At 40.5% G+C, this 15,108-nt stretch carries 12 protein-coding genes and 1 pseudogene; 7 read left to right on the forward strand and 6 right to left on the reverse strand.

Annotated features, from left to right (window positions below):
- The first annotated feature begins 220 nt into the window (after positions 1 to 220).
- From J500_RS07755 to J500_RS07765, 3 genes and pseudogenes are all read left to right on the forward strand, one after another.
- Positions 221 to 1,255: a DUF1852 domain-containing protein gene (locus J500_RS07755; RefSeq protein ID WP_004994120.1), complete on the forward strand. Its 1,035-nt coding sequence runs from the start codon at positions 221 to 223 to the stop codon at positions 1,253 to 1,255.
- Positions 1,256 to 1,278: 23 nt separating this feature from the next.
- A pseudogene (locus tag J500_RS07760) lies at positions 1,279 to 2,310 on the forward strand (methionine synthase).
- A gap of 80 nt (positions 2,311 to 2,390) precedes the next feature.
- Positions 2,391 to 2,930, forward strand: coding sequence for a flavin reductase (locus tag J500_RS07765; protein ID WP_034699120.1), 540 nt, complete (start codon positions 2,391 to 2,393; stop codon positions 2,928 to 2,930).
- A 476-nt stretch (positions 2,931 to 3,406) separates the two neighbouring features.
- Here the strand turns inward: J500_RS07765 and J500_RS07770 are convergent, their stop codons facing one another.
- From J500_RS07770 to J500_RS07780, 3 genes are all read right to left on the reverse strand, one after another.
- Entirely contained in the window at positions 3,407 to 3,739 is a 333-nt protein-coding gene (locus tag J500_RS07770) for a HopJ type III effector protein (protein ID WP_004994116.1), read from the reverse strand.
- A gap of 260 nt (positions 3,740 to 3,999) precedes the next feature.
- Positions 4,000 to 4,248, reverse strand: a complete 249-nt coding sequence (locus J500_RS07775) for a type B 50S ribosomal protein L31 (RefSeq protein ID WP_004991503.1) — start codon at positions 4,246 to 4,248, stop codon at positions 4,000 to 4,002.
- A 97-nt stretch (positions 4,249 to 4,345) separates the two neighbouring features.
- Complete coding sequence (locus J500_RS07780) at positions 4,346 to 5,638, reverse strand: ABC1 kinase family protein (RefSeq protein WP_004994113.1); 1,293 nt, start codon at positions 5,636 to 5,638, stop codon at positions 4,346 to 4,348.
- 248 nt (positions 5,639 to 5,886) lie between these two features.
- Here J500_RS07780 and J500_RS07785 point away from each other — a divergent pair, with 248 nt between their 5' ends.
- Together J500_RS07785 and J500_RS07790 are read left to right on the forward strand one after the other, a co-directional pair.
- Positions 5,887 to 7,155: an SfnB family sulfur acquisition oxidoreductase gene (locus tag J500_RS07785; protein WP_004994111.1), complete on the forward strand. Its 1,269-nt coding sequence runs from the start codon at positions 5,887 to 5,889 to the stop codon at positions 7,153 to 7,155.
- 121 nt (positions 7,156 to 7,276) lie between these two features.
- Positions 7,277 to 8,530 (forward strand): acyl-CoA dehydrogenase family protein, encoded by a 1,254-nt coding sequence (locus J500_RS07790; protein ID WP_004994108.1) that lies wholly within the window; start codon positions 7,277 to 7,279, stop codon positions 8,528 to 8,530.
- 148 nt (positions 8,531 to 8,678) lie between these two features.
- On the opposite strand, the gene J500_RS07795 is transcribed toward J500_RS07790, so the two are convergent.
- Together J500_RS07795 and J500_RS07800 are read right to left on the reverse strand one after the other, a co-directional pair.
- Entirely contained in the window at positions 8,679 to 10,028 is a 1,350-nt protein-coding gene (locus tag J500_RS07795) for an MATE family efflux transporter (protein WP_004994107.1), read from the reverse strand.
- A gap of 26 nt (positions 10,029 to 10,054) precedes the next feature.
- The gene (locus J500_RS07800; protein WP_034699003.1) at positions 10,055 to 10,516 is read right to left on the reverse strand and encodes a DMT family transporter; all 462 of its coding nucleotides are present in this window, start codon (positions 10,514 to 10,516) and stop codon (positions 10,055 to 10,057) included.
- Positions 10,517 to 10,636: 120 nt separating this feature from the next.
- On the opposite strand from J500_RS07800, the gene hemW reads away from it, so the two are divergent.
- Positions 10,637 to 11,794, forward strand: coding sequence for a radical SAM family heme chaperone HemW (hemW, locus tag J500_RS07805; RefSeq protein WP_004994104.1), 1,158 nt, complete (start codon positions 10,637 to 10,639; stop codon positions 11,792 to 11,794).
- A 91-nt stretch (positions 11,795 to 11,885) separates the two neighbouring features.
- Here hemW and J500_RS07810 read toward each other — a convergent pair whose 3' ends face one another.
- Positions 11,886 to 14,354 carry a TonB-dependent siderophore receptor gene (locus tag J500_RS07810; protein WP_004994101.1) on the reverse strand — a complete coding sequence of 823 codons (2,469 nt, stop codon included), beginning with the start codon at positions 14,352 to 14,354 and terminating at the stop codon, positions 11,886 to 11,888.
- Positions 14,355 to 14,567: 213 nt separating this feature from the next.
- Between J500_RS07810 and J500_RS07815 the strand changes: the two genes are divergently transcribed.
- The gene (locus J500_RS07815) at positions 14,568 to 15,086 is read left to right on the forward strand and encodes a sigma-70 family RNA polymerase sigma factor (protein WP_004991490.1); all 519 of its coding nucleotides are present in this window, start codon (positions 14,568 to 14,570) and stop codon (positions 15,084 to 15,086) included.
- Positions 15,087 to 15,108: the final 22 nt, after the last annotated feature.

Below are 15,108 nucleotides of genomic sequence, written 5' to 3' on the forward strand. Positions count from 1 at the left end.
AGAAAAATTAATTTTACTCAAAAGGCGGGAGGGCCGTTTTTATTAGACTGCCTTATTATCCCCAACTTCTGCAAAGACATGACTGGCATTATCCATCTTCTATTGAGCTAAATTTCTAAACATGAATTTGGTTCATCTTTTAATGAAACAAAATCGTTTTTATTCATGTTTGTCTTTAGGTATAAATGACCCTATAGAATTTAGGGGAGTAGATTTTGCCATGAGTAAAGAGTTTGCATGTTCAATTAAACGTATTCGTTTTGATGAAAACTATCAACCCGCAGATAGTACACGTCTTACAACTAATTTCGCCAATTTGGCACGTGGTGAAAGCCGTGAGCAGAATCTGCGCAATACCCTCCGCATGATTAATAATCGTTTCAATGCCTTAGCACAATCAGACAATCCCAATGGTGATCGTTACTCACTTGAAATCGATATTATTTCTGCCGATTTGGATATTGAAGGGAATGGTACAAGCTTCCCAATCATTGAAATGCTGAAAAGTACAATTATTGATCATAAAACCAATCAGCGTATTGAAGGAATGATTGGAAATAGCTTTTCATCATATGTTCGTGACTACGATTTCAGCGTAGTGCTTAAAGAACATAATAAAGAAAACTCAACATCTTATGCACCTGAAAACTTTGGTGATTTACATGGCAAGCTGTATCAATATCTTGTAAATTCTGACACCTTTAAGGCAGAGTTTAATCAACAACCTGTGATTTGTCTGAGTGTTTCGACCGCGAGAACGTATCATCGCACGAGCAATGAACATCCTATTTTAGGCGTTGAATACAAACAAGACCAATACTCACGGACTGATGAGTATTTCCATAAAATGGGCTTACAGGTTCGCTTCTTTATGCCAAAAGGGAGCGTTGCACCTTTAGCCTTCTATTTTGCAGGTGATTTACTGCGTGATTACACTGATTTTGAATTGATTAGTGCAATTAGTACCATGGAAACTTTCCAAAAGATTTATCGCCCTGAAATTTACAATGCAAACTCATCAGCGGCACAAGTCTATCAAGCAAGTCTGGAATATCCAGATTATTCATTAACACGCATCGTCTATGATCGTGTGGAACGTGGTCAATTAGCAGTAAAACAAGGTAAATGGACTGAGGAAAACTTTATTAAGCCTTACCAGAATATTCTTGAACGATGGGCTGCCAATTACTCCGATAAAAACAATTCGGATAAAAGTTTGGATAGAAGTCACCCGAATAAAACCGCTGCTGTGTAACTAAATATAGAAGATTATTGAAGATGAAACGATTATTACCAACCTCAACTGCGGGTAGCCTACCAAAACCATCATGGATTGCAGAACCTGAAAAACTCTGGTCACCGTGGAAATTACAAGGTGATGAGCTGGTACAAGGCAAGCGTGATGCTTTAAGTTTATCGCTACACTAGCAGCTATTGGCGGGCATTGATATCGTGAGTGATGGTGAACAAACTCGCCAACATTTTGTCACCACATTCATTGAACATCTGGATGGCGTTGACTTTGAAAAACGTGAAACGGTTCGAATTCGTAATCGTTATGATGCCAGCGTACCGACCGTTGTCGGTGCAGTATCGCGTCAAAAACCCGTATTTGTAGAAGATGCCAAGTTTTTACGTCAGCAAACGACTCAACCGATTAAATGGGCATTACCTGGTCCAATGACCATGATTGATACGTTGTATGATGCGCACTATAAAAGTCGTGAAAAATTGGCTTGGGAATTCGCCAAAATTTTGAATCAGGAAGCTTTGGAATTAGAGGCGGCAGGTGTCGATATCATCCAGTTTGATGAGCCTGCGTTTAATGTATTCTTTGATGAAGTCAATGATTGGGGTGTGGCAACGCTTGAACGTGCGCTTGAAGGTCTGAAGTGTGAAACGGCTGTGCATATTTGCTATGGCTATGGTATTAAAGCCAATACCGATTGGAAAAAAACACTGGGTTCAGAATGGCGACAGTACGAAGAAGCTTTTCCTAAGTTACAACAATCGAAGATTGATATTATCTCACTGGAATGTCACAACTCCCGTGTACCGATGGATTTGATCGAGTTGATTCGTGGCAAAAAAGTCATGGTCGGCGCGATTGATGTTGCCACCAATAGCATTGAAACGCCTGAAGAAGTCGCTGATACCTTGCGCAAGGCACTGCAATTTGTGGATGCAGACAAACTGTATCCATCGACTAACTGTGGTATGACGCCACTTTCTCGTGATGTGGCACGAGGCAAGTTACAAGCACTCAGCGCAGGTGCAGAAATTATCCGAAAAGAACTCGCAAACGGGTAATACTCGGTATAGTCAGATCTAAGCTCAATCGTTTGATGCTATGGGTGATCAAACGATTGAGCTGATTGAGGAATAAAATGATGATTGAAGCGTCAGACTTTCGAAATGCAATGTCTTTATTAAGCAGTGCGGTCAGTGTGGTAACCACAGCAGGCGCGTCTGGTCGTTATGGCTTTACTGCCTCTGCGGTATGCAGTGTGACGGATACGCCACCGACATTGTTAGTTTGTATGAATAAAGCATCAAGTTCCCATGCACATTTTTTAGAAAATAAAATTTTAACGGTGAATGTATTAGGCGCAGATCATCAGCATATTTCTCAAGCATTTTCGTCAAAATTCAGTCCTGAACAAAGATTTGAACATGGATTCTGGACGGAACTCGCAACAGGTGCGCCAGTTTTAGAAGATGCTTTAGTGAATTTTGATTGTGAAATTGATCAGGTTCAGGACGTTGGAACCCATACGATTTTGATGTGTCGTATTGTGGCGATTCAACAAAGTCAGCAGACTCAAAGTTTGGTGTATTTTAATCGTGGCTATCATCAAGTTGGGCATCAGATTGTGCAGCATGAAGAACATTCTATTGTGCATCGTGTAAAACAGATAGAAAGTGTTTAATATGATTTTTGCATGGAATGATCTAGGTCAATGATTGATTCATCTTGAATCATGGTTAGAAATAAACTGATTGATGTGGGGGAGTTGTGAAATTTTAGGAAATCTGAATAGAAACAAGATATATAGCCAAAATTATAGAATGCGATGAAAATCTTGAATTTATTCTAAACATTAAAGTTTATAATGAGATTCTAGAGCTATTTAGTTCTTTAATATCCGCATCTATTGATCTCAAAAAATGACCTTAAACGAGATAGCATGTAAGTTCTGGCTTACATCAATTCAGGAAAATTGCCCATAGTCATCACAATCCAATTTTCCTATGATGAACTCATACAGAACAGGATGTTTGAAGACGTAAAACAACAACAATTAGTCAATCATCAGGATCGTGAGGGATGACAGGAGTTAACCCTAAAACGGAAATGCGAAAAAACCCAGACAGGATGTCTGGGTTTTTTTATGACTTTATTATTTTATTTTGCAGTGAGTGCCTGACCTTCAAAAGTCACACCATCCCAGCCATGTTGCATAAACTGACGAATATTTTGATGATCTGTACTTTCTGGTGTTGCAAGCACAGAAGCATAATGTTCTGCAAACAGACTTAAAGTTTGTGCTTGATCCAGACCTTCAATTTGAGCAAAAGAAAATACTTTAGCACTGCCTTGATTTTCAGTGGCAGCATTGTGTTGTTGACCGTTTTTAAATGCTGTTGGGTGATGTTCAAAACGTGCTTCGATATGCGCCAAAACATCAGCAAATTTGGCTTCACCATTTTGAAGCTGTTGCAAGAGTTCGTGTACCATGATTTTCCGTGATTCAATGACAAGTCAAAAGTATCACGAAGCATAGCATTGAATTTATGGGTTTCAGCATTCATTTGAGCAAATAAGCTAAAGAAAACTTAGTTGCAATTACTTTTACCAACAAGAGCAGGGACAACTGTGGATAACTTCATGTTTATACACAAGGCCGAATTTTGGCCAAAAAAAGAAGCCTAAGTGGAGGAGATAGTTGCTTAGGCTTCGAATAGGATTCAGTATAAAACTAAAAACTTAAGGCAAGATTAACGCTTAAAACGTGAAAAACGTTTGTTAAAGCTTGCGACACGACCTTCGTTACTGGCTTGACGGACTTCACCTGTATAAAACGGATGAGATGCACTAGAAATATCCAAAGTCACATAGGGATAAGTCTTACCTTCATATTCACGCGTTTGCTTGGTTTGGATAGTGCTACCAATCACAAAATAGGCATCTGCATTGGTGTCATGAAAGAGCACTTGTTGATAGTCAGGATGTATACCGTTACGCATGGGAAACCCTCCAATTGAGTTATTTTTAGTTATGTTATAATATTTCATTTAATAAGTCAAATAAGGACGAACTTCGCTAAAAGTTCAATGCCCGCGATTAGTTTGGAACAAGTTCTTCAAATAAATCATTCAGGTTATCATCGACTTTTAAATGGATAAGATTCCAATAATGTCCTGAAATGGTTCGATTCACCATCAGCGTATCAGGTGATGGCTTAAATACATCCCAGTATTTCAAGGATTTTTTCACTAAAATAACGCCATCATGATGCGCAGAATTCTGAGCAAAATCATATTGGGTTGTGAGAGGGCGTAACAGGACTTCTAGCCATTCTAAATAAAGCGCTTGGGGGAATAATCCTTTCTCTGAAAGCGAATGTAAAGCATCCAGATGATTTTCGATTGCTGCAACATCTTGTTGGCGTGCTGCTTGTACCAAATGTTTAAAATGTTCAATAATTTCAATATCTAAGGTTTTTACACCGCCAAAGTCATAAATAATCACACTGCCATCTTCACGAAATGCAAAATTTCCCGGATGTGGATCACAATGGAAGCGTTTTAAATAAAAGATTTCCTGACCTAAGGCGCGTATTAGACGACGACCAATTTCATTACGAATTTCGATAGGCCATGTACTGGCGGTTTCAATCGACTCTCCACGCTCCAGACTTAAAGTTAAAATACGACGTGAAGAATAGTTTTTATATACCGTTGGAATAATGATTTTATCATCTAGTTGTTCATGGAACGTTTTAAAAACCTCAAGGTTTTGCGCTTCAATTTCATAATTTAATTCATCAGACAGACTGTCCTGAATTTCTGCAAAAAGTTTATCCTGAAGTTTCTTATCAATCTTGATCACACCCATCAAGCGTAAAGCCAAACGAACCTGTTTGAGGTCACTTTCACAAGCTTCATCTACGCCCGGATATTGCACTTTGACTACTACCTCTTGTCCATTGGGCAGAACAGCACGATGAACCTGTCCAATAGATGCAGCGGCAAAGGGTTGTTGTTCAAAAGATTGAAAAATGGTCAGTAAAGGTTGTCCTAATTCTTTTTCAACTTGTTGCTGAATTGCGCTAAATGGAACAGCAGGTGCTTGGCGTTGCAGTTTGGCAATGGCTTTGGCGACTTCTGGTGGAAAAATGTCTTTGTATTGTGAGGCGATTTGTCCAACTTTCATGACCGCACCTTTCATTTCGCCCAAAGTATCTGCAATTTGAACGCCAATATCCTGAAAAAGTTTGGTTTTCGCCGCAAGTTTTTGTTCATCATCCGCGGTTAAATTTCGAATCGAGCTTGAGACTGTTTTAGTCGCGATACTGGCAGTCATTCCCGCAAGTTTCATAAAACGTCGACCTGGAGAACTCGTATTTTTAGCCATCTCTATTTTACCTTTTATCCGCGCTGGATTCAGTCTTGATCATAGGTGACAAAGTCCAAATTGCCTACTTCAAATTGTTAATAAACTAGAATCAATTCTAAAAACAAGGGTTTAAATATATTGCATTTTTTATGCAAAGTATTACAAAAACCATTTCATAAACAATGCGTTAATCACTATAACAGCTTCATTTTTTTGGTGCTATGTTGATTTGCATAGCCTAAAAAACACTGAAGAGATTTTCCACTATGAGCCAACTAAATACAGCGGTTTCTTCCCATACTTCTTATGCTCATCGAGCAAATTCTGTGCCATTACAGGTGTTTGAACAATCACAAAATGCACATATTATTCAAAACGATGCCGAAGCAATTCAGGTTGCCAAGCAATTGGCTCACGAATTTGCCAAAGAAGCTTCCTTGCGTGATCAAGAACGCCGTTTGCCTATCAATGAAATCCAGCAATATTCACAAAGTGGTTTATGGGGAATTACCATTCCTAAAGCATTTGGTGGCGCACAAGTTAAATATCGTACTTTGGCGGAAGTGGTCAAAACCATTTCTAGTGTCGATTCTTCACTGGGACAATTACCACAAAACCACTGGGCATTTTTAGAGCATTTACGTCTGGATGCCAGCTTGGAGCAACAACGTTTTTTCTTTGATCTGGTGCTCAAGGGTATTCGTTTTGGTAATGCTTTTTCAGAAAAAGGCAGTAAAACGGTCGCAGATTTGACCACCACCATTCATAAAACCGCAACAGGATATGAAGTCAATGGACAAAAGTTTTTTGCCACAGGCGCATTGTTAGCGCACTGGATTCCAATTGTAGCGATTAATGAATCAGGTCAGCCTTTTGCTGCTTTAGTGCCACGTGAAACCGAAGGGGTGAATGTTATTAATGACTGGTCTGGATTTGGGCAACGCACCACTGCCAGTGGTAGTGTTGAATTGAAAAAAGTTCCTGTACGTGAGGAATATGTCGTTCCGATTTATCAAGCCTTTGAACGACCGACCGCAGCAGGCGCGATTTCCCAGTTCATACAGGCGGCGGTAGATGCGGGGATTGCGCGTGGTGCGATTGAAGAAACCATTCAATACGTAAAAAAATACAGTCGTCCGTGGATTGATTCAGGTCTTGAACGTGCGACCGATGATCCCTACACCATTGCCAGTATTGGTGACTTAAAAATTAAACTTCGTGCAGCAGAAGCGGTATTGGATTTGGCTGCCGACCAGATTGATCTGGCGATTGATGAGCCGACAGAACAGCATGTTTCTCAGGCGACTTTACTGGTTGCAGAAGCAAAAGTGTTGACCACTGAAGTGGCAATACTCGCAGCGAATAAGCTATTTGAATTGTCAGGCACGCGCTCGACTTTGTCTGAGCTCAATCTGGATCGACATTGGCGTAATGCACGTACCCATACGCTACATGATCCTGTGCGCTGGAAATATCACATTGTTGGAAATTATTACCTAAACGGTGTTCAGCCTCCGCGTCATGCGTGGAGTTAAGGACTTGAACATAGGACTTCTTTCATCATTGTTTATACCCTCTTTATTTTTCTCCTAAAGGCAGAAATGAAAAGGACTTATGAAAGAAGTCTATAACAAAAAACAAAATGAGGATAAAAAGATGAGTCAGTTTGAGCAAATTAAAGATCAGCTTTCTTTGGGCGCAGATTATGAGGCGGTCGCTGCGAAGTACCGCCCTATTTTTAACAAAATTGAAGCAGGTGCCTTAGAACGTGAACAACGCCGTCAATTGCCTTATGAGCAAATTCAATGGTTAAAACAGGCGGGTTTCGGTGCATTACGTGTTCCTGTTGCCTATGGCGGGGCTGGTGTGTCATTGCCACAGCTTTTTCAATTATTGACTGAATTAGCTCAAGCCGATTCTAATATCGTACAGGCATTACGTGGACACTTTGCTTTTGTAGAAGATCGTTTAGTTGCGCATAGCACGCAGCCACAAAATGACTGGTTTGAACGGTTTGTATCGGGTGATATTTTTGGCAATGCATGGACAGAAGTGGGTTCTGTCCAGATTGGCGATGTAAATACGAGAATTACGCAAGATGAAGCAACAGGTAAGCTGCTGGTCAATGGAGAAAAATATTATTCAACAGGCAGTATTTTTGCAGACTGGATTGATTTATTTGCCTATGATGAAGTCAGTCAGCAGCATGTGATTGCCGCAATTGATCGGCATGCTTCAGGAGTTCAGGTTGATGATGATTGGGATGGTTTCGGTCAAAAAACCACAGGAAGTGGAACACTCCATTTGGAACAAGTAGAACTGCCTGCTGCGCATATTATTCCCTTTGATCAGCGGTTTAAATATCAGACCGCTTTTTATCAGGTGGTGCATTTGGCAACATTGTCTGGGATTGCTCAGGCTGCGGTGGAAACCTTTAGTGAGGAAGTTCGTGAGCGTAAACGTATTTTTAGTCATGCCAATACTGATCTGGCACGACACGATCCACAAGTACTTCAAGTGATTGGAAAAGCATCTGCACAGGCTTTTGCCAGTGAAGCAATTACGCAAGCTACAGCCGAAGCATTACAACAGGCTTATCTCAGTCATTTTGCCGAATCTGATGAGAAAGAACGTCTGGCCAACATTGATGCTGAACTGGAGTCTGCACAAGGGCAAGTGGTCATTGCAGATTTGGTGCTGGATCTGACCAGTAGACTGTTTAACGCGCTCAGTGCATCTGCGAGCAGCACTACTAAGCAACTGGATCGTTTCTGGCGAAATGCACGAACAGTATCTTCGCATAATCCACTTATTTATAAAGAAAAAGTCATTGGTGACTGGGTGGTGAATCAAACCGAACTTCCTTTTGTCTGGCAAATTGGTGCCAGTCCGAAAGCCAAGTCAGCCTGATAAAAAAATAGGTAATAAAAATGCCAATCAAATCCGATTGGCATTTTCTTTTAAATCAAACATATTGGATGATCAGATTTCTTTCATGTTTGTTCAAATCCTATTTATTTTTCTCATATAGGTAAAAGAAAAGGAACATGAAACAAGTCTATGGTTGTGCCGCAAGTTTACGATTATTGCTATACAACCGCGCCAAAAGTAGAACGCAAGCAATGCTGAGACCAATAATAAGTCCGAGCCAAACTCCAGCAGGCCCCATCTTTGCAACCCGTGCCAGATAGATCCCGACTGGAAATGCAATCACCCAATAAGCAATCAGCGTAATCCACATCGGGCCTTTGGTATCTTGCATACCACGCAGACAGCCTGCCGCACCTACTTGCCATGCATCCATCAATTGATATGCCATTGCAAACAATAACAAATATAAAGCCACGTTAAATACCGCAGGATCCTGAGTATAAATCGCCACAATTTGTGGACGGGCAAACCAGATTAAACTCATGGTACAAATCGCAAAAAAAGTCGCAGTTGCTAAACCCAGTTTTTGTACATGACGCATGGCCACCCAGTTTTTTTCCCCATAATACATACCCACCCGAATGGTCAGTGCAATTGCGAGTGACATTGGAATCATAAACAACTGAGAGGTGACTGACATCGCGATTTGATGTGCAGCAACCAACGTATCGCCGAGTGGACTTAAAACAATCGCACCTGTACTAAAAATGCTGACTTCAAAAAATACAGCCAATCCAATAGGAAGCCCCAGTTTTAAAATTCGTTTCACTAAAACAGGATTGATTTTTTCCCAATGTGAAAATACTTGAGTTGATCGATAAGCTTTGGCACGATAAATATAATTGGCTAAGGTGATCAACATGAGCCACTGTAGGGTTGCTGTTGCAAAACCACAGCCCGCACTACCTAGATGAGGTATTGGGCCAATGCCATACATAAACAGATAATTGAGTGGAACCAACACCACGAGCGCCAATAGGCTAATTACCGTCACAGGGCGAGGATAACCTAAGGCTTCGGAATAGCCACGTAATGCGGCATACATCGTCACCGCAGGCATACCAAAACCAATCGCGTGTAAAAACAATCCTGCTTTCGCTTGCAAGCTTTCTGGCACACCGAGCAATGGCAACAAAAATGGCATGATCTGTAAAATCAGCATCGCGATGATGCCCAGAATAAACGCGACCCACAAAGACTGCCTGACAATCACAGGAATATTTTCTGGCGTTCTTGCCCCTTTGGCTTCAGCAACCAGTGGGGTAGTGGCAATCATGATCGCACTAAACAGCAACATGACTGGCATCCACAAACCGACACCGACCGCAATCGCAGCCAAATCATTGGCAGATAAATGTCCTGCCATAATGGTATCGATCAGACCTAATCCTGCTTGTGCAAATTGTGTGATCAGAATCGGCCACATTAAGTGAAACAGTTGTTTTAGTTCAAAGCGGAATCCCGCGACATTTGACACAAAAAATACTCATCTATAAAAGAAAATTATCGCTGTAAGGTCAACATGACCCCAACGAAAATGATGATCGCCCCAAGTAGGCGTTGCCAATTGACAGGCATTTTCTCTGTCCCGAGCCAGCCAAAATGATCTAACAATAATGACATTGCCAGTTGGCCAAAAATAATCAATCCAGATAATGTGAGAAAACCCAATTTGGGAGCAGTATAAATGCTCAGGCTAATCGCAAAACCCCCAAAAAACCCACAAAGCCACAAAAACCACGGGATTTGGCTGAATTGTTGCAATGAAGGTTTAGGCTGATTTTGTAATAAAACCATCAGCGCCAATAAAATTGTACCGACTAAAAAAGATAAAAAAGCAGCTTGTAAAGGGGAGTGGAGATAACTACGTAACTGCGTATTTAATGCCGTTTGAATCGCCATCGCAACGCCAATCCCAAGCGCTAGAGGTAAAAAGAATAGCAACTGTGAACTGATTTTGAGCATTGTTTTTCCATGTCATTATTCTTCATTTCACTTCAGTCTAAAGCAATTCAACGCGCTTCGGCACAACGAATTGCGGTAGTCATGTTACACTAATGCAGTTGTATTGCCTGAGCGTTGTTCTTGACTGGTTTACTTGATCCTACCCAAATTCCACTTTCTTTATATATTCATATGCCGTGGTGTGTGCGTAAATGTCCTTACTGTGACTTCAATTCGCATGCTGTACCCAACGGTGCATTGTCATTGGAACTTGAACAACAATATTTAAATGCATTGGTGGCCGATTTTCAGACACAGCTTGATTTTGCTCAAGGACGTAAAATTCACAGTGTGTTTATCGGCGGGGGGACGCCTTCGCTGATTTCGGCACAAGGTTATCAATGGTTATTTACACAATTACGATCTTTGCTTGAGTTTGAACAGGGCTGTGAAATTACCTTGGAAGCTAATCCGGGCACAGTGGAATATGATCCTTTTGCCGATTATTTAAAATCTGGGATTAATCGCTTGTCAATTGGGGTGCAAAGTTTCAATCAGGAGCATTTACAACGATTGGGACGTATTCATAGTTCAGCCAATGCGATTGAGGCGATCAAACTGGCAAAACAGGCAGGTTTTGAGCGTGTTAATGTTGATTTAATGCATGGCTTACCTGAACAAACTTTAGAGCAAGCCTTACTTGATTTAAAACTCGCGGTTGAAAATGGCGCAACGCATATCAGTTGGTATCAACTCACGATTGAACCGAATACCGTATTTTTCAGAACGCAACCTGTCTTGCCACAGGATGAAATCCTTGAACAGATCCAATTACAAGGTGAGCAATATTTAAAAGCACAGGGCTTTATCAATTATGAAGTTTCGGCATGGCGTAAAGAGCGACCCTCTGCCCATAATTTAAATTATTGGCAGTTTGGCGATTATCTGGCGATCGGGGCGGGAGCGCATGGCAAAGTTACCCAAGCAGATGGGATTTATCGTTTTCAGAAAACACGCTTACCGAAAGATTATCTAGCCAAAATCCCTGCTGATCATCTCCAGATGAAAAAGATTGAAGCGGATGAATTACCCTTTGAATTTATGATGAACGCCTTACGTTTAAATGAGGGTGTGCCAACCTATTTTTATGAACAGCGTACCGGTTTATCCCTGTCTGAAATAGAACCTGCCCTAAATGGTTTACGTCAGAAAAAATTACTCGTCGCTGATTCTGAACGTATTGCCTGTACGGAACAGGGACATTTGTTTTTAAATTCGGTACTTGATGCTTTTTTGTAATCTTGCAATAAAAAACACAAATCCTGAAAATAAAGAGCGTCCCTAAATCAGTGTCATTCATTCTGATTTGGGGCGCTCTCATTTTGATTATTTAGAATTTATAGGTGAATGTTGCGGTAAAGTTTCTTGGATCACCATAGACGTTATAAACGCTTTGTTTATATTCTTCATCAAATAGATTGGTCAAATTGATACGAACGTCCATATCTTTATTAATTTGATATTTTGCCATCGCATTCACCAGTGCATAGGATTTTTGTCGATCTTCCTGTAGCTGCAAAGGCTTTAGATTTGCCACTTGACTGTATATTTCACTTTGCCAATTCACACCAGCACCAAGCGTTAATTGATTGATTTTATAACTGGTAAATAATTTGAATAATTGTTTAGGAATTTCTGCTGCATTTAAGCGAATACCATTATTGTCTTTGGCATCCGTATAAGTATAGCCTGCCTGAATATTCCAGTTTGGTAAGATTTCACCTGCAACGGTTAATTCCCAGCCTTTGGTTTTCGTGTCGTTGGCTTGAACATAATAAGTCGAGCCATCTGCTTGAGTACCACCAACCACCGAGGTATCCATTTTCGACATAAAATAAGCAAGACTGGTATTCAGTAGACCATCGTAAAATTCAGATTTTAAACCAAATTCAGAGGTATTTCCTTCTTCTGGATCGAGGTAATTATTGTCAATATCTTTACGTGATGATGGGTTAAAAATCGAAGTGTAACTGGCATACGCAGATAAATAATGATTAATGTCGTAGATTAAACCTGCATAAGGTGTGAACACACCATTTTCTTTTTGTTTGTTCTCTGGGCCATTGTCACGTTCCCAATAACTCAAACGGCTACCTAAAACTAATTTTAGCGGATCAAGCAGTTGCAGATTTGCTGCGCCAAAAATCCCCAGTTGTTTTGAGTCAACATCCGTTGCCAAGTCTTTGGATGGAATATCTCCATAACTAATCGGTTGTCCATTCCAGTTTGAAATAGATGCAACGCCATTACGAGCCAGTTTAAATAAATTTTTATCGGTGAGGGTGTAGCCATTTACACCAAATGAAAGCGTATGCTCATGGTCGAATGCTGTAAATTTCCCAGTTGTATACAAGTCTAAAGAATGGACTTTAGGGGCAGTATAAATACGACCATACACAATAGACATTCGATCCTTGTCTGGATCAAAGAAAGTCGAACCTGCCACACCCACCACACGATCCATTTCCGAGTCAGAGTAGCTATAGTTTGCAACGCCTTTCCAGTTGTCATTAAACTGGTGTTCGACACCTGCCAGTATATTTAGACGCTCCGTATCTGAATAGGCGAAATCTGTTGCAGGATTATCCTTTCGGTCAAAGATGGTCTGTACTGAATTAATTACACCCGTCTGGGTTCGGGTATAAAAAGGGAATCCTTGTGCTGTTGCGTCATTGGCACGTGTTTTTTCATAAGTCAACGCACTGGTCAGTACCGTTTTATCGCTGACATCATAATCCAATGCACCGTATATGAGTTTGTCGGAAAAATCATAGCGATCTTGCCAGTTGTCTCCCTCCTGAGCGGACATGACCATTCTTCCTTTAAGATCGCCTGTTTGATCAAGTGGGCCTGATACGTCTACTGTGCTGCTATAATTGTTCCACAAACCTGCTGAAACTTGGACAGAGCCTTTTAGATCATCAGTTGGTCTTTTTCGGACTAAGTTAATACTGGCGGCTGGATTTCCTGAGCCAGTGGTTAATCCTGTTGAACCACGAATGACTTCAATTTTTTCATAAATTGCCGAATTTTCTAATGCGGCAATATCCTTGCCATAAGTTGCCCCATAAGACGTGGGAATACCATCGCGTAAATAGTTTGAAATGGAAAAACCACGAGCACTAAAGGTACGATAGCCTGCGGCGCGTTGTCCTTGTTTGAAGGCTGAAATACCTGGCGTTTGATCCATGACATCTTCAAGTGAAGTCAGATGTTGGTCTTCTATCTGCTGACTGGTAATGACTGAAATAGATTGAGGCGTTTCTTTCTGGGATAGATTGAGCTTGGTTGCACTGGTAGATTTACGCGAGGTATAAGTTGGATTGTCTGCTGTCACTGTTATCAGTGGAAGCTGTGCAGAATTAGATGTCTGACCTTGCTGTGTTGCAGTTGAATGAATTGACTGTAACTGACCAACTTCACGCGGCTGAGTTTTAGAATTAATGATGCCCCATGTCCCATCCTGACGCTTCACTAAAGTTAAGCCTGTTCCTTTCAATAATCGGGTAATCCCTTGTTCAAATGTATATTGGCCATTTAAACCTTGTGTCTTTTTACCTGCGACCAATATTGGATCATAAGAAAGTTCTGAATTGGTTTGGCCTGCAAATAGTGCCAGAGCTTGATCTAGATTGCCTGCGCGAATTTGAACAGACTGAGTCTTAGATAAAACAGGAGCTGTTTCTGCGGCTAAAGAGATTGTTGAAAAACTACTGAACAAGGTGCCTAACATGATCGAATGGATAGCGATGGTTAAAGGACTTTTAAATCGAAAAAGTGTAGTAGATGCTGCTGACATGAAGATTCCCCATAAAAATTGTCTGTGATCAAAAGATGTTCTGCTTATAGCCTTATCACCTGAGAATCAAAAACAGCTCATAGATTGGTTATTTATTTTTTATTTTGATTAACTGTATGAAATTTATAGTTTTAAAAATTATAAAGATTAAGTTATTTACAAAACGTCACATAGTATCGATAATTATTATTATTTTCTCTTTGGTTTAGCAAGATGCTTTCCGATCAGATTTTGACAAAACAACAAGTCAATCAACACATTGATGGTTTATATCGCGAACATCAATCATGGTTATATGCTTGGCTGTGTAAAAAAATGAGTAATCACTGTGATGCAGCCGATTTGACTCAGGATACTTTTGTCAAAATTATGAGCCGTTATGCTGACTATTATTATTATGAACCACGGGCGTTACTGACGACTATTGCCAAAAGCTTGATGTTTAATTTGTATCGACGCAAAAAAATTGAACAAGCCTATTTGAGTGCTTTAGCCGACGCTTATCCTGAACATAGCATTTCTCTAGAAGAGCAGATGTTATGGATCGAAACCTTATGTGAGTTATGTGACATTATCGACGCACTACCAGAACGGCAGAAGCAGGTGTTTATGCTGTCACAATTACAGGGTTTAAATTATGCCCAAATTGCACAACAACTTGATATCTCAATTTCAACGATTAAGCGTGATTTAACCCATGCCATGGCAGCTTGCTTTATGGCGATGGAATGATGCCAGTTTTAATATTTTGGCT

Source organism: Acinetobacter sp. 479375, from assembly GCF_000581715.1.
In the GTDB taxonomy this organism is placed as follows: Bacteria; Pseudomonadota; Gammaproteobacteria; order Pseudomonadales; family Moraxellaceae; genus Acinetobacter; species Acinetobacter ursingii.